This window comes from Spirosoma koreense (assembly GCF_054777875.1).
Map to the genome: position 1 here is coordinate 606,908 of NZ_BAAHAC010000029.1, position 18,927 is coordinate 625,834.

15 protein-coding genes are annotated in these 18,927 nt (G+C 52.5%); 10 read left to right on the forward strand and 5 right to left on the reverse strand.

Features of this window, described 5'->3' with window-relative positions:
• Positions 1 to 95 precede the first annotated feature (95 nt).
• Complete coding sequence (locus tag ACYVC2_RS30410; protein ID WP_461109122.1) at positions 96 to 1,400, forward strand: MDR family MFS transporter; 1,305 nt, start codon at positions 96 to 98, stop codon at positions 1,398 to 1,400.
• Positions 1,401 to 1,493: 93 nt separating this feature from the next.
• Positions 1,494 to 2,828 carry an argininosuccinate lyase gene (argH, locus tag ACYVC2_RS30415; protein ID WP_461109124.1) on the forward strand — a complete coding sequence of 445 codons (1,335 nt, stop codon included), beginning with the start codon at positions 1,494 to 1,496 and terminating at the stop codon, positions 2,826 to 2,828.
• Between the two features lie 86 nt (positions 2,829 to 2,914).
• Here the strand turns inward: argH and ACYVC2_RS30420 are convergent, their stop codons facing one another.
• Positions 2,915 to 3,784 (reverse strand): SMP-30/gluconolactonase/LRE family protein, encoded by an 870-nt coding sequence (locus ACYVC2_RS30420; protein WP_461109126.1) that lies wholly within the window; start codon positions 3,782 to 3,784, stop codon positions 2,915 to 2,917.
• 193 nt (positions 3,785 to 3,977) lie between these two features.
• Here ACYVC2_RS30420 and ACYVC2_RS30425 point away from each other — a divergent pair, with 193 nt between their 5' ends.
• Entirely contained in the window at positions 3,978 to 4,187 is a 210-nt protein-coding gene (locus ACYVC2_RS30425; RefSeq protein ID WP_461109128.1) for a hypothetical protein, read from the forward strand.
• Between the two features lie 58 nt (positions 4,188 to 4,245).
• Here ACYVC2_RS30425 and ACYVC2_RS30430 read toward each other — a convergent pair whose 3' ends face one another.
• Positions 4,246 to 5,496 carry an MFS transporter gene (locus ACYVC2_RS30430; protein WP_461109130.1) on the reverse strand — a complete coding sequence of 417 codons (1,251 nt, stop codon included), beginning with the start codon at positions 5,494 to 5,496 and terminating at the stop codon, positions 4,246 to 4,248.
• Between the two features lie 57 nt (positions 5,497 to 5,553).
• Between ACYVC2_RS30430 and ACYVC2_RS30435 the strand changes: the two genes are divergently transcribed.
• The gene (locus ACYVC2_RS30435; RefSeq protein ID WP_461109132.1) at positions 5,554 to 6,231 is read left to right on the forward strand and encodes a phosphoribosylanthranilate isomerase; all 678 of its coding nucleotides are present in this window, start codon (positions 5,554 to 5,556) and stop codon (positions 6,229 to 6,231) included.
• 150 nt (positions 6,232 to 6,381) lie between these two features.
• On the opposite strand, the gene ACYVC2_RS30440 is transcribed toward ACYVC2_RS30435, so the two are convergent.
• Positions 6,382 to 6,804 (reverse strand): Hsp20/alpha crystallin family protein, encoded by a 423-nt coding sequence (locus ACYVC2_RS30440; protein WP_461109134.1) that lies wholly within the window; start codon positions 6,802 to 6,804, stop codon positions 6,382 to 6,384.
• Positions 6,805 to 7,176: 372 nt separating this feature from the next.
• On the opposite strand from ACYVC2_RS30440, the gene ACYVC2_RS30445 reads away from it, so the two are divergent.
• The gene (locus ACYVC2_RS30445; RefSeq protein ID WP_461109136.1) at positions 7,177 to 8,517 is read left to right on the forward strand and encodes a tetratricopeptide repeat protein; all 1,341 of its coding nucleotides are present in this window, start codon (positions 7,177 to 7,179) and stop codon (positions 8,515 to 8,517) included.
• A 166-nt stretch (positions 8,518 to 8,683) separates the two neighbouring features.
• Here ACYVC2_RS30445 and ACYVC2_RS30450 read toward each other — a convergent pair whose 3' ends face one another.
• Positions 8,684 to 9,454 (reverse strand): AMP nucleosidase, encoded by a 771-nt coding sequence (locus ACYVC2_RS30450; RefSeq protein WP_461109138.1) that lies wholly within the window; start codon positions 9,452 to 9,454, stop codon positions 8,684 to 8,686.
• A gap of 104 nt (positions 9,455 to 9,558) precedes the next feature.
• On the opposite strand from ACYVC2_RS30450, the gene ACYVC2_RS30455 reads away from it, so the two are divergent.
• The 5 genes from ACYVC2_RS30455 to ACYVC2_RS30475 all read left to right on the forward strand — a co-directional run bounded on the left by ACYVC2_RS30455 (position 9,559) and on the right by ACYVC2_RS30475 (position 16,038).
• Positions 9,559 to 10,002, forward strand: a complete 444-nt coding sequence (locus tag ACYVC2_RS30455) for a type I restriction enzyme HsdR N-terminal domain-containing protein (RefSeq protein ID WP_461109140.1) — start codon at positions 9,559 to 9,561, stop codon at positions 10,000 to 10,002.
• Between the two features lie 101 nt (positions 10,003 to 10,103).
• Complete coding sequence (locus ACYVC2_RS30460) at positions 10,104 to 12,467, forward strand: penicillin acylase family protein (protein ID WP_461109142.1); 2,364 nt, start codon at positions 10,104 to 10,106, stop codon at positions 12,465 to 12,467.
• A gap of 99 nt (positions 12,468 to 12,566) precedes the next feature.
• Positions 12,567 to 14,366, forward strand: a complete 1,800-nt coding sequence (argS, locus tag ACYVC2_RS30465) for an arginine--tRNA ligase (protein ID WP_461109144.1) — start codon at positions 12,567 to 12,569, stop codon at positions 14,364 to 14,366.
• 68 nt (positions 14,367 to 14,434) lie between these two features.
• Positions 14,435 to 15,055 carry a glutathione peroxidase gene (locus tag ACYVC2_RS30470; protein WP_461109146.1) on the forward strand — a complete coding sequence of 207 codons (621 nt, stop codon included), beginning with the start codon at positions 14,435 to 14,437 and terminating at the stop codon, positions 15,053 to 15,055.
• Positions 15,056 to 15,144: 89 nt separating this feature from the next.
• The gene (locus ACYVC2_RS30475) at positions 15,145 to 16,038 is read left to right on the forward strand and encodes a 1,4-dihydroxy-2-naphthoate polyprenyltransferase (protein WP_461109148.1); all 894 of its coding nucleotides are present in this window, start codon (positions 15,145 to 15,147) and stop codon (positions 16,036 to 16,038) included.
• A gap of 8 nt (positions 16,039 to 16,046) precedes the next feature.
• Here the strand turns inward: ACYVC2_RS30475 and ACYVC2_RS30480 are convergent, their stop codons facing one another.
• Entirely contained in the window at positions 16,047 to 18,914 is a 2,868-nt protein-coding gene (locus ACYVC2_RS30480; RefSeq protein ID WP_461109149.1) for a metallophosphoesterase, read from the reverse strand.
• Between the last annotated feature and the right edge of the window lie 13 nt (positions 18,915 to 18,927).

The window sequence follows — 18,927 nt, forward strand, 5'->3', positions numbered from 1 at the left end:
AAAATACCGCTCATTGCCAGCAAAGCCGTCGGCTTACCAGCCCACTTGCTCAATTACACCTAGCAGTCAGACTGCATTCGTCGTACCTTTCCGGTATGATTCGGCAAACGCTTCATCTGTACCAACGCGCTTATCGGGGGCTTTCGCCATCAGTCTGGTTGCTGGCGGGCGTGATGCTCATCAACCGCTGCGGAACGATGGTACTGCCTTTCATGACGCTTTACCTCACGCAATACCTGCATTATTCGGTTACGCATACGGGAATCGTCATGGCCGTTTATGGAGCGGGCGCTTTTGTGGGAACTTATCTGGGCGGCAGGCTGACCGACCGGATCGGATTTTACTATGTCCAGCTAGTCAGCCTGTTGTTCGGTGGAGTAGCCTTAGTAGCGCTCCAGTTCGTCGTCAATTTCTACGCGCTTTGCGGTAGCGTATTTATTTTCACTCTATTTGGCGACGCTTTTCGCCCGGCCAACCAGGCGGCCATTGCCCATTATTCCGATCCGGAAACTCGTACGCGGGCTTTTTCGCTCAATCGGCTGGCTATCAACCTCGGCTGGGCGGTTGGCGGTGGCCTGGGTGGCTGGCTGGCCAGCCTGAACTACAGCCTTCTGTTTTGGACCGACGGGCTGACCTGCCTTACGGCGGGGGTTGTGCTCTGGGTGTTTTTACCCGTGCCTCCCATCGACTCCAGGAAGCCGGTATCGGTGCTGGTCAGCAGCCTGAAAGAAGACCAGCCAGAGCCTCAAAGCCCGTATCGTGATCGGCTGTTCGTTGGGTTTGTCGTCTGCGCCACATTGTATTTTACGGTGTTTATGCACTTGTTTTCGATTGTGCCGCTCTTCTTCAAAGAAATCCTGCGCATCGATGAGCAACTGATTGGCAGTTTGATGGCGCTCAACGGTCTGCTGATCGTAGTCGTCGAGATGGCGCTTGTCTATACCCTTGAGCAACGAAATCGATCGAAGCTGGGCCTGATTACCGCAGGTACTACGTTACTGGCCGTCGCTTACCTGTTACTGTCTGTTCTGCCGAACTGGGCCATTCAGCTAACTCCGGGAACAACGCACGGGATTGCAGTGGCGTTGCTCTTTATTGTCGTCGCTACTGTCAGCGAAATGCTGGTGATGCCTTTCCTGCAGTCCTTTACCGTTGGCCGGTCGAGCCCTTCCACCCGTGGGCAGTACCTGGGACTTTACGCCATGGGTGGGGCAGTGGCCCAAACGGCAGCACCCGCTTTTGGTTCAGCGATGGTGGCACGGGCTGGTTTTTCAATACATTGGCTGGTTTTAGCCGGTATCAGTATGGTGGCTGCCGGTGGGTTCTGGTGGCTGGGCAGGCAGGTGCAAAATCAGGCACAGCAGCACCTGATAGTTGAGGAAAAGCCATTGGCGGACTAACCTGCTCCTTGCCTCCCCAACTTTCTTTACGACCTTTGCCGACGCAAACGAGCGACTATATGATTCGCTCTTTCACCCGTTTGCTCACTGACATTGAAACTCTGGCAAAAAGAAGGCGTTACAACGGCCGACCAAATCGAACGCTTTACCGTCGGGCGCGACCGCGAGATGGACCTTTATCTGGCCCCGTTCGACGTGCTGGGTAACCTCGCACACGCACAAATGCTGCAGACTATCGATCTGCTCTCGCAGCAAGAACTGGAGCAATTGACGGGTGAACTAAAGGTCATCTACGGGCAGATCGAGGCCGGACAGTTTGCGATCGAAGCAGGGGTCGAGGATGTACACTCGCAGGTAGAACTGATGCTGACACGGGCACTGGGCGACGTGGGCAAAAAAATTCACTCCGGCCGGTCGCGCAATGATCAGGTGCTGGTCGATCTGAAACTCTTCACCCGCGACCGGCTCTGGCGGGTAGCAGAAGCTGTTGAGCGGGTTTTTACCCGGCTCATCAGCCGGTCGGAGCAACACAAAGCCGACCTGTTGCCGGGTTATACACACCTGCAGATTGCCATGCCTTCGTCGTTTGGGCTGTGGTTCGGGGCTTACGCCGAAGCCCTCGCCGACGACATGCTCACTCTGCAGACCGCTTACCGGCTCGCCAATCGAAACCCGCTTGGATCAGGGGCGGGCTATGGCTCGTCGTTTCCGCTAAACCGGACGCTGACCACCGAATTGCTCGGCTTCGAAGGTATGCATGTAAATGTGGTATACGCGCAGATGAGCCGCGGAAAAACCGAACAAACTGCTCTAACCGCTCTGGCTGCCGTAGCCGCTACCATTTCGCGGATGGCAATGGATATCTGCCTGTACAACAGCCAGAATTTCGGGTTTCTGATCCTGCCGGATGCGCTGACCACCGGTTCCAGCATTATGCCGCACAAGAAGAATCCCGACGTAGCCGAACTGCTGCGGGCGAAAACCAACCGGCTGAAAGCGCTTCCGATGGAAGTAACCCTGGTGATGAGCAACCTGCCATCGGGCTATCACCGCGACATGCAGCTGCTGAAAGAAATACTGATGCCCGCTTTCGACGAAATCCTGGATTGTCTCGATATTACCGAGTTCATGCTCGAACATCTCCAGGTTAAGCCCAATCTGCTGGATGACCCGAAATACGATCTGCTGTTCAGCGTTGAGCGGGTCAATGAACTGGTGCTGCAGGGAGTACCATTTCGGGAGGCTTACCGGACGGTCGGGAAGGAAATTGCCGAGCATACGTACCAGCCTCCGCGCCAGCTACATCATACCCATGAAGGCAGTATCGGCAACCTCGGCAACGAACTGATCGTGCAAACGATGAACCAAACCCTCAGCGGTTTTGGCGTGGAGCGGACCCAGGCCGCTATCAGGCAGTTGCTTTCCTGAAGAAACGGCCTCTCCCTATGCATTTGATCTAAAGCCGGAGAACCGTGGCACGGTTCTCCGGCTTTAGATCAAAACAAACGTCAGCCCTACTCGACGCGGTAAGCCACCAGTTTATTCTTGAAAAAAGTAGGGATAATCAGCAGCTTTTTCTTTGCTACGTACTCAATATCGGCGGCATTCACTTTTTCGCCACGAGTGTCCAGCAACTGTTGCTTCGCCCCGTCGGCGCTGACATGAAAGACCTGCCCGTTCCAGTCTGAGACGAAATAACTGCCTTTGTCGGCCGGCACGATCCCATCGGTATTGGCCATGCCGTCGGCTACCGTTGTCATAGCTTTAGTCGTCAGATCCATGGTGCGCAAGGCCCCAATTTTTGTACTACCCACCATGAGCTTGTCCTTGCCAACCGCCAGAACTCCGTTGGGTTTATTGAGCTGTTCGCCTGCCACCAGCACTTCCCAATTTCCCTCTTTCAGACGGTAGATCTTATCCGCGCGGCTGTCCGAAACATACACTGTACCATCTTTATCGACTGTCACGTCGTTCAGGAAAGCTCCCTTTCCAACTGCATCCCAGGTTTTTTCGGCTTGCCCGTTGGCGGTATTGATGCATACCAACCGGTAAACGTCCGTTACGTACAGCTTATCCTTGTAGAGGCCCATACCTTTGGGTGCATTCAGGCCCGAAGTCCAGCGCAGATTTTCAATTTTACCATCCAGCGAAACCTTCGAAATAAACCCACTACCATCCAGCGAATCTGATTTGCCGTCGATGTTCGCTACGTACAGCGTGTTGTTGCCATCGAAAAGAACCGATTCAGGCGTACGAAGCGTGGTATCTGTCTCCCAGGCTTTTACCAGCTTGACCGGCTTCGGACGGTGAGGTGGGGGTATCAACGCCATAAGGCTGACAATGGCCAGAAGAGCGCCGGCAACGAGAAAAACAGGCTTTAGCATCTGCTTGATAATCAACTATAAAAGTTTTTGCGAAAAATTTAATTGTACCGGTCCAGGTTAACTTACGGTTTCTGGCTTACTACGAAAAGTAACAATATAATTATTCTAACGGCCTGTTTGTTAGCAGGCTTTAGTAAGAGAACAATCTAATAGCGAGTGTGTTTAGGAATCGGCACGTTAACAAACTCAGGTTATGGAAAACTATCCGTCTCTCACTTCGCGAGCGCAGACACCGATGGGACAGTTGAAGGAAAGCATTCGTGATATGGTCCGGCTGCAACGTGATTATCAGATCTCAGACGAACTCTTCTGGGAAATTTTCAACGCCCGCGTTTTACTCAACGAGCCGATTGATGTCGACACATTCTTGCTGAATTTGAATCGATCGTTGGCCCGGTCTTAAACGAAACCTCACTCGTATTCAGTCTACACCGGTCTTCAACCCGGTGTTTTTTATGCGGTCAACTTAGCCGTACGGTAAACAATTCTTTCGATTTCGTGTAGACATACCCCGCAACCAGTAAAGTCACCACACCACCCAGCGCTACCGATGGCACGGTGCCCAGCAACCGCGCCAGCAAACCCGATTCGAAAGCGCCAATTTCGTTGGACGAACTCACGAAGATTCCATTCACCGCGGCCACCCGTCCGCGCATATGATCGGGCGGAAAAATCTGCAGAATCGTTTGCCGGATGATTACGCTGACGCTATCGAAAGCACCGGTAAGCCCAAGCATCAGCAACGACAGGTAGAAGTTGGTAGACATTGAGAAAATGATGGTTGCGACACCGAAGCCAGTGACGGCCAGCAACATATTTCGCCAGGCATTGTGCGTGGGCGGGTGCTTTGTCATATACGCCATCGTCAGCAAAGCACCCACCGAAGGAGCCGCTCGCAAAAAGCCCAGTCCCTGCGCGCCCACGTGCAGAATATCTTCGGCAAAAACCGGCAGGATCGCTACGACGCCCCCAAATAGTACTGAAAATAAATCGAGCGAGATGGCATAAAGTACGATCTGGGTCTTGAAGACAAACCGGAAACCTTCCTTGAGGCTTTCGCGGAAGCCCTGATTTGGCTCCTTATTGATCGGCACGGGCTTTCGCTCGATAAGCGTAATCAGAAAAAAGCAAACGACGAGCAGGCCAATCACTACGATCAGCGAGTTGTCGAATCCAACCCAGTTGTACAGAAACCCGGCCAGTCCAGGCCCTACGATAGCCCCCGCCTGCCAGAAGGAACTGTACCACGTGGCCGAGTTGGCGTAAAGTTCGCGCGGTACTAAAAACGGCTTCAGGGAGGAACTGGCTGGCGAATAAAATCCTTTGGCTGTACCGATCAGCATCAGTACACCGTAGATGGTAGCCAGTTGAGCGGTTCGTGACAAACCGCTTGCCACCGAAGGTTGAAAAACCAGATAGAGAATTACCGAACTCAGGACAATGACCAGCAGGCTCCAGAGCAGAATACTTTTCTTGTCGCGCCGATCGGCCAGGTGCCCCCCAAACAACGACAGAATGATAAAGGGAATGGCTTCGGCCAGCCCCACCAACCCCAGCATCAGCGGATCGTGCGTAAGCTTATAAAGTTCATACCCCAGAGTAACTTCCTGAATCAACAGCGTAACCGTGATCAGGAAACTGTTCATGACGAAGTAGCGGAATTCGGGGATGCGGAGCGATGCGTAAGAGTCGTTGGTGTATTGTTCAACCATTCGTTTAGCCAGCGAATCGTAAATTTGCTGTCTTGTTTAGTCAATCAACCGAAAAGAATGGAATCTCAGTTCAGGACACGGGTTAAAATTTGTTGCATTAGTAGCTTGGACGAAGCCCGACTGGCGATCAGGCTCGGTGCCGATGCGCTGGGATTGGTTGGCCGGATGCCCAGTGGTCCTGGTGTAGTGGGTGATGCACTGGCTGCGGAGATTGTACGGGCAACACCCCCACCCGTAGCTATGTTTATGCTCACCAGCGAAATCAATACCGAGGATATCCTCGCCCATCAGCAGCGGGTGGGTGCCAACACCATTCAGCTTGTCGATGCGGTAGCGCCCGAAACCTACGCTCGATTACACGAGCTTCTGCCTGCCACAAAGCTGGTGCAGGTTATTCACGTCGTTGATGAACGAAATATCGACGAAGCGCTTAAAGCGGTGCAGGACGGTGCCGACGCCCTTCTGCTCGACTCGGGCAATCCAACACTGGCCATTAAAGAGCTGGGTGGCACAGGCCGGGTGCACAATTGGCAAATCAGCCGTCAGATTGTCGGGCAATCGCCGGTTCCGGTATTTCTGGCGGGCGGCCTGAACCCGGACAATGTTCGTCAGGCTATCGACATGGTACAGCCTTTCGGCCTGGATATCTGCAGTGGGGTTCGAACAAACGGGAAGCTGGACGAGCGGAAGTTAGAAGCGTTTATGGTGGCGGTGGAGAATAGGCATAGGGCATAGAGGTAAGGGTGTGGTCTGGACACTGGACACCTCGCTTACCCTTATGCCCCATGCCCTTGGCATAAAACAAAAAAAGCCCGCACAAATCAGTGCGAGCTTTTTTACTGATGAAGCTATAGGCTCCTGAGCCCCTGCCCCTATGCCCTTTACTTAGGCAACCGAAATTTCTTTGACGGTTTTTTCGTCTTTTACCTCAATTTTAGGCAATTCGACTGTCAGTATACCATCGGCATACGCTGCCTTGATTTCGTCGGCATTAACCGTTTTAGGCAGCCGGAAGCTCCGCTCGAACGAGCTGAAACCGAACTCCTGCCGGGTAAATTTCCCGGTAGTTTCTTCCGATTTCACTTCCGATGCATAAGCGATCGTCAGCTTATTGTTTTCGACGTTCACTTTCAAATCCTCTTTTTTCAGACCAGGAGCGGCCAGTTCGAGGTGGAAAGCTGTTTCCGTTTCTTTGACATTAACAGCCGGTACGTTTGGTGTCGTATTCTGGAAGCGATTGATAACAGGACGGCCGTAGAAAGGATTAAAGAAAGTAGGGAAGTTGTTATAACGAACTAAAGTTGCCATGATTTTATGTGTTATGTTGGGTTGTTCAGTGTCAAATACACTTGCTATATGGCAAACCTTGTACCAGTGTAAAAAAGAATGCACATACTGCCATTTTGACTTATATTTTTGACATTAGAATTGTTTTTACGACAAAATGTCACTTATTAAAAAAGGAGAGCTGACGATTCATCAATTAGTAGCCTCTTTGAACCAAATAGCAACCAACTGACTGATGGCTCACCCGTTTATTTAGCCATCGTTTCACAGGTTTAATAGCCAATTCTATAATATGTTCAATTTTACCTGCGTAAGCATTGGCTAACTAAATTCTAACGGCTAATTTAGCCTCCTCGATTACCCGTACTCACCGAAAACTTCCAGACTTACCCTATGAAGCGACATGTACTGTCGTTGGTTGTACTTTGCCTGTACGCCAGCTTTCCTCTCTCTGCTACCGCTCAGAAAACAGCCGCTGAATTCTTCGAAAGTGGCCTTACTAAGAGTAAGGCAAATGATTTTACCGGAGCGCTGCAAGCGTTCAGCATGGCCATTTCGATGAATCCGGAAAATGCACCCAGTTATTACAACCGGGGCCTGGCGAAAGCAAATTTGAAAGACCACCGGGGAGCCATTCTGGACTACGACCACGCCATCGATCTGAACAATAAAGACGCGCTGGCCTACCTCAGCCGCGGAGTCAGCAAGAGCCGCCAGGAAGATCACCGCGGAGCCTTACCCGATTTTAGCCGATCGATCGAACTGAACCCCGAAGACGCTCAGGCTTATTACTTCCGGGGCGTCAGCCGGAGCCGGCTCGAACAGAACCGGGGTGCGTTGGCCGATTTTACGAAGGCGATCGAGCTGGACCCCACCAATGCACAGACTTATTTTGTGCGGGGCGTTGCAAAACAAAAGCTCGACGACTACACGGGCAGCCTGCCCGATTTCACGAAAGTGATCGAATTAACTCCCAAACGGTCGCAGGCGTATATCCGCCGGGGAATGTCGAAAGTTGAACTCAATGATTTTACAGGTGCGATAGCCGATCTCACCAAAGCCATTGAGCTAACTCCCGAAGACGCCGAAGCGTATTTATTTCGTGGTTATGCCAAAGGAAAAACAAACGAGTATAAAAGTGCTCTGGCCGATTACGACCGCACCATAGCCCTCAAAAGCGATAACTACGGAGCTTACTACGGTCGTGGATTCTGCCGTAGTAAACTGGGCGATCAGAAAGGTGCTATTCAGGATTTCAATCAGGCCATTGAACTTGACAATATCAACGTCGAGTCGAAGGTCGTTTATAGCGGTCGTATCACGCGGGCTACGCTCGACAACCTCCGGAACCTGGTTCAGGAGCGGAGCAAAATCAGCGAATTGAGTACCGAACGGGCCGAAGCGTATTATAGTCGGGGTATTAGCAAAAACAAACAGGGCGACGCAAAAGCGGCTATCACTGATCTGAACAAAGCGATCGAGCTCAGTCCGGCCTATGCCGAGGCTTATTTCAGTCGGGGGCTAATCAGGTCGGCACAGGGCGATCAGCGAGCGGCTATTATGGATTGTAATACGGCCATTAAACTAAGCCCGGCTTATGCGGAAGTTTATTATGTGAGGGGTATTATCAGACACAGCCTGGGCGACGAAAACGGGGGCTGCCTCGATCTCTCCAAAGCGGGCGAACTTGGCTACAATCCTGCTTATAAAGTCATCAGCGACTATTGCAATTAAACAGCACCTGTCAACCTGGCCGCCAAAGGTGCTTATCTGGTTTTGGTAGCAGAGAAAGATTATTGATTGTTCATAGAGGCACGGAGAACACGGAGTTTTGTACTGGATAACCCCGTGTTCTCCGTGCCTCTGTGAACAATTAATCTATCAAGGTCCTTAAACCTGCCTACTCAAACCGCAGGTGTTTTACCGAATCGCCCGACGATTCGAGTTCGAGCAGCGCGTCGATACCGATTTCCAGGTGTTTCGTCACGAACTGACCCGTTACGCGCTTATCGCTTTCTTCGGTCTTAACGCCCTCAGGCACTAGCGGATTATCGGAAACGAGCAGCAGCGCGCCGTGTGGAATGGAGTTTACAAAGCCAACCGTAAAAATGGTGGCGGTTTCCATATCGATGGCCATCGCCCGAAGCTCCCTCAGGTAATCTTTAAACGTTTCGTCGTGTTCCCAGATCCGACGATTCGTCGTATAGACGGTGCCGGTCCAATAGTCCAGTTCGTATCGCTTAATAGTCGACGATACGGCCCGCTGCAGCCGAAACGACGGTAGCGCCGGAATTTCGGGGCGCATGTAATCGTTGCTGGTCCCTTCGCCCCGAATGGCCGCAATGGGCAGAATCAGATCGCCCAGCTGAGTTTTCTTCAGCCCACCGCATTTTCCCAGAAACAAAACAGCTTTCGGATCGACGGCCGAGAGCAGATCCATCACCGTAGCAGCCATAGCGCTGCCCATGCCAAAGTTGATGATGGTAATGTTATTGGCCGTTGCGGTTTGCATGGCCCGGCCAACGCCGAAAATCTCGACGTTAAACTTCTGGGCAAACAGTTCGACGTAATTAATGAAATTGGTCAGCAATATATATTCGCCAAACTGCTCGATGGGTGTCCCGGTGTAGCGGGGTAACCAATTCTGAACGATTTCTTCTTTTGTCTTCATAGTCAGTACATAGGCGCGTCAAAAATGAATCAGCTTCGGTAGGACTCCGGCATATTTTTACCGACACTTTCGCTATTCACTCGTCCGCTCGTTAAATTTGGGTTATGGTTGCGCTGAACCTCCCCCCGTTTGATCACAAAACTAAGCAAGTCGACGGGAAACCCTATATTTTCGATTTATTACGGCGGAAGTACGTACGCCTGTCGCCCGAGGAATGGGTTCGGCAGCATATCGTCAATCTACTGCTGACGCATTATGCTTATCCCAAAGCGTTGATCCGCTCGGAAGGCGGCCTTATGCTGAACCAGACGCAGAAGCGTACGGACATCGTGGTCTTCGACCGACAGGGCCAGCCCTTTCTGGTGGTCGAATGCAAGGCTCCGCATATTACCCTCACCCAAAGCGTTTTCGACCAGATCAGCCGCTACAACCACGTACACCGGGCTCCCTACGTCGTCATTTCCAACGGCATGATGCATTATTGCTGTTGCATCGACCATGACACCGCCGACGTTCGGTTTATGGACGATTTCCCGGCTTTTGTTTAACCCAAGCGTACGAACTAAAGCCAGGAAGCAGCCGCATAAAGAGATCCCTGAAGTTTCAGGGTGCCGCTTGTTGCCGTATCTTAACCAAAATTCAGGATCTCATGCGTTATCTGCTTTTCGTTTTCATAAGCGTCTTCACCGTTCGCTGTTATGCTCAGCCCAAACAGACCATCGGAACACCGGGATTGCATCAACCCGTCGAAATTATCCGGGATCAGTGGGGTGTAAACCACATTTATGCCAAAAACGAACACGATTTATTCTTCGCCCAGGGATATTCAGCGGCTCAGGACCGGCTGTTCCAGTTAGAAATCTGGCGCCGACAGGCCACGGGCACGGTAGCCGAACTGCTTGGCCCGCAGGAAACGAAGCGGGATATTGGTACCCGACTCTTTCGGTTTCGTGGCAACATCGACCAGGAACTGAAGCATTACCACCCGCATGGGCCGCAAATTGTTCGGGCGTTTGTTGCCGGGATCAACGCATACATCACCGAAATTCTGAGAACCCCCGAAAAGCTTCCCTTCGAATTTCGGGTACTGAACACAAAACCAGCTTTCTGGACGCCCGAAATCGTGATCAGCCGACACCAGGGCTTATTAGGCAATGTTCGCGATGAGTTGAATTACGGGCGGCTTGCCAAACTGATCGGTCCGGATAAGCTGCGCGAGTTGCAGTGGTTTCATCCCACCATGAAAGCAACTGATCCTGACCTGACGCTGCACGTAAACGGCGATGAGTTGTTTCAGCCGATTCTGGAATTATACGAAGCGTTTCGCCTGCCGCTAAAAGATGGCGGAAAAGCCTCTAAAATCGACGAAGATGAGGTCCGGCGGTCTGAAAAATCGATAGATGACTGGTTCGATACGGAAAAGCAGTACGTAGGTTCGAACAACTGGGTGCTCTCCGGCCGTAAATCGGCGAGTGGTTACCCGATGCTGGCTAATGATCCGCACCGGGCTCAATCGACCCCTTCGCTGCGGTACTGGGTCCATCTGAACGCTCCGGGATGGAATGTCATTGGAGCCGGTGAACCTACCTTACCGGGTGTTTCAATCGGCCACAATGATTTTGGGGCCTGGGGCCTGACGATTTTCGAAACCGACAACGAAGATCTGTATGTATACGAGACCAACCCTAAAAACCCGAACCAGTACCGCTACAAAGGAAGCTGGGTGACGATGAAAATCCTGACCGAGCGAATACCGATGAAAGTTGGCCAACCGGTTACTACTACCTTAAAATATACCCGACACGGTCCGATTGTCTTTGAAGATACGAAACATCACAAAGCCTACGCCGTTCGGGCAGGTTGGCTCGAAACGGGCTGCACCCCTTATCTGGCCAGCCTGCGCATGAACCAGGCCCGTACCTGGCCGGAATTCCGGCAAGCTTGTGCATACAGCCGTATTCCCGGCGAAAACATGATTTGGGCTGACCGAAACGGCACCATTGGCTGGCAAGCTGTAGGATTGTCGCCGATTCGGAAAAATTTTACCGGACTGGTGCCCGTACCCGGCGACGGGCGGTTTGAGTGGAGTGGGTACCTACCCATTCAGCAGTTGCCGAACAACCTGAATCCGGCCGAGGGCTACGTCGTCACGGCAAACAACAACCTCACCCCGGCCGATTTTCCGCACCGGAATGCCATCGGCTGGAGTTGGACAGCCCCGAGCCGCGCACACCGCATTGAAGAAGTTTTGAACGACGGTAAGCGAAAAAACCTGGTCGACTTCATGGCGTTGCAGGCCGACTATCTGTCGATCCCGGCCCGCACCTTAGTACCGTTGCTACAGAACCTAGCCTCACCCAATAACGGAACCGAACAGGCACTGAGTTACCTGCGTAAGTGGGATTATCAGCTCAAACCCGAGTCCGTGGCGGCAGCGATTTATGTCGCCTGGGAAGGCCGTCTGAAACAGGCTGTCTATCAGCAAAAGGTTCCGCAAGTGGCTCGCCCTTACCTGAAAACGTTACCATCTAAACGTGTCATCGACGCGCTACTGATTCCGACTGCCTCCCGCGACAGCCTGCTACTGGCCTGCCTCGATCAGGCGGTCGGCGAACTGACGGAGCGACTGGGCAGCGATACCGACGACTGGGCTTATGGCCAGCGGAAGAATAAACACATTACCCTCACGCATCCGCTCAGCGGCTTAGTGGATAAAGCCATGCAGAAACGCATCAATCTCGGCCCTGTATCACGGGGGGGTTATGGCGAAACCGTCAATGCTACGAGCAACGACCTGAACCAAAGCCACGGCGCGTCGTTCCGGATTCTGGTCGACACCGAAGACTGGGACAAAACCCTGGGCATTAACAGCCCTGGTCAGTCGGGTAACCCCGACAGCCCGCATTATGGCGATCTGTTTCCGATCTGGGCTGAAAACAGCTATTTCCCGGCTTTCTTCTCAAAAGAAAAAATCAGGAGCGTAGCCGAACAAACGACGCTTCTGCAACCGTAAGGTACCGCGCCCCTGGTCCGCACCGGTCAGACGTAATTCGTGTTAGGTAATACAGACTAAAGTCTGCTGTACCCTAATATTTCATACTTTTGCAGCCTAATGGATATTCAGGCAGAATTACAAAGCGCTATTCAGCGCGCCGTTGTTGAGTTGTATCAGCAACCGATCGATGACGTTACCTTACAACCGACTAAAAAAGAATTTGAAGGACTTTACACGTTCGTAACCTTTCCGCTCACCAAAGCGCTCCGACAAGCCCCGGCACAAATCGGGCAGGCCATCGGTACGTGGCTTTCTGCGAATAGCCCGATTGTCAGCAGATTCAACGTCGTACAGGGGTTTCTAAACATCAGTATTGCCGATGCAGCCTGGGTTACGGTGTTGAACGATATTGCCCGTAATCCCGATTTTGGCACATTACCCGCCAACGGGCAGTCGGTGATGGTCGAGTTTTCGTCGCCCAATACCAACAAACCGCTTCACCTCGGCCATTTGCGCAACAATTTTCTGGGCGATTCGGTCAGTCGGATTCTGAAAGCGAATGGCTATGCGGTTGTGAAAACCTGCATCGTCAACGACCGGGGCGTGCATATCTGCAAATCCATGCTGGCCTACCAACGCTTCGGAACCGATATGTCGGGCCGCGCCGAAACGCCCGAATCGACGGGCATGAAGGGCGATCATCTGATTGGCAAATATTATGTGCTGTTCGATAAAGCGTACAAACAGCAGATCGAAGAGTTGGTCAGTCAGGGAATCCCAAAGGAAGAAGCCGAAAAGCAGGCTCCGCTGATGCAGGAAGTTCAGCAGATGCTGCGGCTTTGGGAACAAGGCGATCCGGAAACGGTGGCGCTCTGGCAAAAGTTGAATAACTGGGTATACGCGGGCTTCGACGCGACGTACCGAAGCATCGGTGTCAGTTTCGACAAGACGTACTATGAGTCGAATACGTACCTGCTGGGGAAAGAAATTGTGGAGGAAGGATTGCAAAAGGGCGTTTTCTACCGCAAAGCCGACAGCTCGGTCTGGATTGACCTGACCGAAGAAGGGCTGGACCAGAAGCTTGTGCTGCGTTCCGATGGCACGTCGGTATACATGACCCAGGATCTGGGCACGACCGATCTGAAGTTCCAGGATTTTCATAACGACCGTTCCATCTGGGTCGTGGGCAATGAGCAGGATTACCATTTTGCGGTGCTGTTTGCCATCCTGCGCCGACTAGGGCGCTCCTACGCGAATGAGTTGTACCACCTGTCTTACGGTATGGTTGATCTGCCGACGGGCAAGATGAAATCCCGCGAAGGCACCGTTGTCGACGCCGATGATCTGATTCAGGAAACCATCGAAGCGGCTGCTACAGCCGCCGACGAAGCCGCCAAAGGCAAAATGGACGAGTTCAGCAAAGCCGAAAAAGAAACTCTTTTCCACATGCTGGGCCTGGGGGCGTTGAAATACTACCTGCTGAAAGTCGACCCACAAAAGCGCATGCAGTTCAATCCGGCGGAATCGGTCGATCTGCACGGCAACACAGGTCCCTATATCCAGTATGTTCATGCTCGGATTCAGTCCGTCCTGCGGAAAGCGGCTGCAACGGCCGTGACAATCGGCGAGCCGGTGCAAGTCAAGCCGTTGGATGAACTGGAGCAGCAGCTGGTCTTTTTACTGAGTCAGTATCCGCAACGGGTAGCCGAAGCAGGCACGGCTTATGCCCCCTCTTACCTCGCGCAATATGCGTATGAGCTGGCGAAGACATTCAACCAGTTTTACGATAAGCTGTCGATCCTGAAAGAAACCGACGCCGTCAAGTTGCACACTCGCCTGGTTTTGTCGAAAGTGGTCGGTGAAACTATTCGGAAGACAATGGGTTTATTGGGCATAGATGTTCCAGAGAAAATGTAGAACAAACTATTCAATTTCAGTACCTTCGCATTCGCTTACCCAATCCTTTACATATCGTCAAACTTATCATGAAAAAGAATCTTGTCTTCAGTCTGATCGCTCTGGCGTTCGTATTTACACTTTCCAGTTTCATGTCTCTATCAACGCTCGTTAAAGGTATCTTCGCCGACAAGCGCGAAGTGGCAACTGCACCGGCCAATGCACCGGCACCAGCCAAAACCCTGTATGACTTTACGGTCAAATCGCTCGACGGTAAGCCGGTGTCGCTTAGCGGCTTCAAGGGCAAGAAAGTCGTTATCATGAATGTCGCGTCGAAATGTGGCTTTACTCCACAATATGCCGACTGGGAGAAGTTCTACAAAGAGCATGGCGACAAAATCGTGGTACTGGGCTTTCCGGCCAACAATTTCAAAAGCCAGGAACCAGGCTCCAATGAAGAAATTGGCGAGTTTTGCAAAAAGAACTACGGCGTAACGTTCCCCATGTTCGAGAAAGTATCGGTGCTAGGCGACGACCAGGCCCCTATTTACAAGTGGCTGACCACCAAAGACCTGAACGGCTGGAACGACAAAGTGCCTACCTGGAACTTCTGCAAGTACGTGATCAACGAAAAAGGCGAACTGACCCACTTCTTCGCGTCGAAAGTGAAACCCGAAGACGAAGAGTTCAAGAAAGCCGTCGGCATTTAGTGTAAAATGAGTAATGAATAATGGATAATGACAGGATTGGCCTACCCGCGATCTGATCATTATCCATTATTCATTTTACATTATCGATTATGAAGAGCTGGATTGCGGCCGCCCGCCCGCGTACCTTACCCCTTTCGTTAGCCAGTATTATTCTCGGTAGTTTTCTGGCCTATGCCGATCATCGGTTTCGGTGGTCGATTACTCTTCTGGCCGTTCTGACGACCATTTTTCTGCAAATCCTGTCCAATTTCGCGAACGACTACGGCGATGCCGTTTCGGGGAAAGACACCGAACTGCGCGTTGGGCCACGTCGGGCGGTGGCTACCGGCGACATTACCCGGGAAGCCATGTTGCGGGGCATTATTCTGATGTCGGTGCTGTCGCTGATCAGCGGGATTGGCCTGCTGATCGTTGCGTTTTCGGCCGCCGGCGCTCAGATTTTCTGGTTCTTTCTAATTCTGGGCCTCCTCAGTATTGCAGCTGCGATCGGTTATACCAATGGAAAACGCCCTTATGGGTACGCAGGCTTTGGCGATATCGCCGTGCTGATTTTCTTTGGATGGGTAGGCGTGCTGGGTACGTATTTTCTGCACACGCTGTCGTTCGATCCGATCCTGTTACTACCCGCTACCAGCGTGGGCTTGTTTGCCACAGGCGTCCTGAATGTCAACAACATCCGCGACATCGAAACCGATACGATGACCGGAAAACGTTCCATTCCGGCCCGGCTGGGCTTACCGCTGGCCATTCGGTATCACTGGGGACTGTTGCTCACGGGCATGTTCTGCGCCGTTGCTTACTCATTCCTGACGGGAGCCTCCTGGTTCAGCTACCTGTATGTGCTGGCTTTTCCGCTGTTTTTCCTAAATGGTCGGGCCGTTGCTACCCACAAAAAACCCGTCGAGTTGAACGCCCGGCTTGGGCAGCTTGCGCTTACGACCCTGCTGTTTGTCCTCTTGTTCGGTATAGGGCAGGTATTGTAAGCTACGAGTTACTGCCGTACAACTTTCCGCGTCAGCGTACTTTCGCCCGCCTTCACCCGCAACAGGTAGGTTCCGTGCGGGTGTGGCATAGGGATCGACTCGGTCAACGAGTTTACATGCTCAGCCTGCTTTTGAAAGATTGTCCGCCCATGTATATCGAACAGGGTTAGCGTTACGTCTTTCTTCTGCGTGATGCTCAGTTCGACATGCAGCACGTCATGCGTAGGGTTGGGATAAACCTGAAGCTTCCCCCCCGCAAACTCTTCCTCTCCCGTTGGAATCAGTACCGTCACCGCCACCTGTCCGGCGCTGGTACCCTTGCCACAGCCGTTTTCGACGGTGGTAACTGTATACGCTTTCGAGTCCGTGGGTTTGATGCTGACGGTTGTTGGGCTGGCCGTTGCAGAAAAAGCCGTTTCGTCGGACAACGTACCTTTCCAGGGACTATCGCCGGTCAAAGTGATTGACAGCGACAGTGACTGCCCCCGCGTGACCGTTGTCGAGCCCAAACTGGTCAGAGTTGCTGTGGGCAGAGGCTTTATCGTAATCGCATCCGTTGGGATCAGTTGGGCATAAACACCCTGCGGGCGCACTTCCAGCCGATATCCCGAGCCAGCCGACAAGCTGGTCGGAAACGTTGCTTTCAGCTCACTGACTGTTCCTGAACCGACGATTATCTCCCGATTGAAATTACCCGAAGCATCCGACAGTAACACGTCATATTTCGCGTCGGCAGGCTGAGATCCGTTTTCAAGGGTAATCGTCACCGGAATGCTTCCGCCAGCGCAAACCGATGTTGAGGTTTTAGCCATTACTTTCATGGCTTGTTGTACTATCACCGAAACCTTGCCTGTAGCGGTCCCTTTTCCGCAACCATTTTCGAGGCTAGTGATAGTATAGTCCGTCGTCTGGGTTGGCTTGACGGACAAAACAGTCGGATTAGTCGTAGCTACGAATGTCGTTCCATCCGATAAAGCACCGTTCCAGGGGCCTTCGCCGGTAAATTTGAGGGTAAGTTGAGCCGCCTGCCCCTGCAGAATGGTTGTCGACCCGGCCAGGGTAGCGGTTGGCTGCGACTTGATATCGATGTTGTCGCTGGAGATCAGATCCACGTAGGGCGCATTCCGGGGCCGTATCCGCAGCCGATACCCTGAGCCTGCAGTCACACCGGGCGGGATGGTCACTTTTAAGTCGCTGAGCCCCCCCGAACCCACAAGCTGTTCATTGGAGAAATCGCCTGAGGCATTTGATAACAGTACGTCATACTGCCAGCCGTTAACTTTGGTGATGTTCTCCAGTGTCCCCTGAACACTCATGCTGCTTCCGGCGCAGATCGACGCGGAGGCCGCTTTCGTGGTTAGCCGGGGCTGGGTGACGGTGAAGCGAAAAACATCTGACAGGCAATCCAGATTGTCTTTGACCGTAACCGGAAAAGTACCCACCTGATTGACAGTATACCGGATGCTTCGGCTGGTCTGCCCGTTCGCCCAACGGTAATCGCCGGGCCACGAAGCCGTCAGTTGAAGCGTATCGCCGTACTCAGCTTTTAGCGAGGTCGTCTTATCGACATTTTTGAGGATCGTAAACTTGTCCAGCACCGAGCCATCGGACATGACCAACTGCGCATCCAGCCGGTTATCGTTCACATCCAGAATCATGGAGCCGCCCAGCGTGACGTTGTTATAAACCGTAGCGGGATGTGGGAAATCGGGGGATTGCCCACCCAACTGCCCGCCCGACCCATTGACTACGTATACCGTTCCTTCACCCTTCGTCAGAATCGGGCAGGAGTTCGCCGAACCGTCGTAGCGAGCGGTGGTATTCTCAGCGATGTTTTTGGTCTTATCGAACGTATTGGCCATACCCCGCAGGCCCTTCAGGCGATAGGTTCGTTCGTAGCCGTGGCTATGCCCGTTTAGCACCAGATCGACGCCATAACGCTCCAGAATAGGCGTCAGGTTTTCGCGGATGTGAATCAACTGAGCTTCCGTATCGGAGTTATGCCCGCCTTTGCTGTACGGCGGATGGTGAAAAATGACAATGACCCAGGGTAATTTATTGGCCGCCAGATCCCGTTTCAGCCATTGCACCTGGGTTGAAGTCGTATCGTAAAGCCGGAAGCCATCCTCCGGCTGGTTTGCCTGTGAGTCGAGCGATATCAGGTGAACATTACCGTAGTCGGCGGCAAAATACGATTTTGAATTAGAGGAAATTCCACCCGATTCGCCTTTTGCGGGAAAGGAAAACAGGTTGTAATACGGAATGTTGAAGTTGGTCCGGCTGTCGGCATAATCATGATTACCGGGGGTTGTGAAGATCGGCAGATTTCGTAAGGTTGGTGGATAGACGTCGAATACGTACTGCTGATATTCCTGCTCCTGCCCAGCTCCGTACGCATTATCACCCAGCCATAACCAGAGGTCCGCCGGTCGGTTGGCGGTGGCATTCCGATAGGCTTTATACACATTATACTGGTTCTCAAAGCCGCTGCCAAAATCGCCCAGCACCCAGAACCGCTGGGCTCGGGTGTCTCCCGCCGGAACAGCCGTTTTTACATAATAATCGGCACCCGATGCCAGTTGAGTATCGTCATACCCAACGGCATAGAGGTATTTTGTGGCCGGTTTCATCCCCGCAAGCGTCAGGCTATGCTCCAGTCCGGCTTCCGTTTCCTGCACCGTAGCCGTCAGCTGACCGGCCGCCAGCCCATACCAGGCCCGTCCTTTGGTGGGCTGGTCGGTACGCCAGCGCACAACGACCGACGTTGTCGTCAGAACCTGAAGGTAAGGGCCGCGCGTGATTTTCGGGGCCTGAGCAAGGGTCTGAAGGCTGAAGAGAAAAAGAAGCAGCGAAGCTAAATAAGCGGTGTATTTCATGAACCAAAAATGA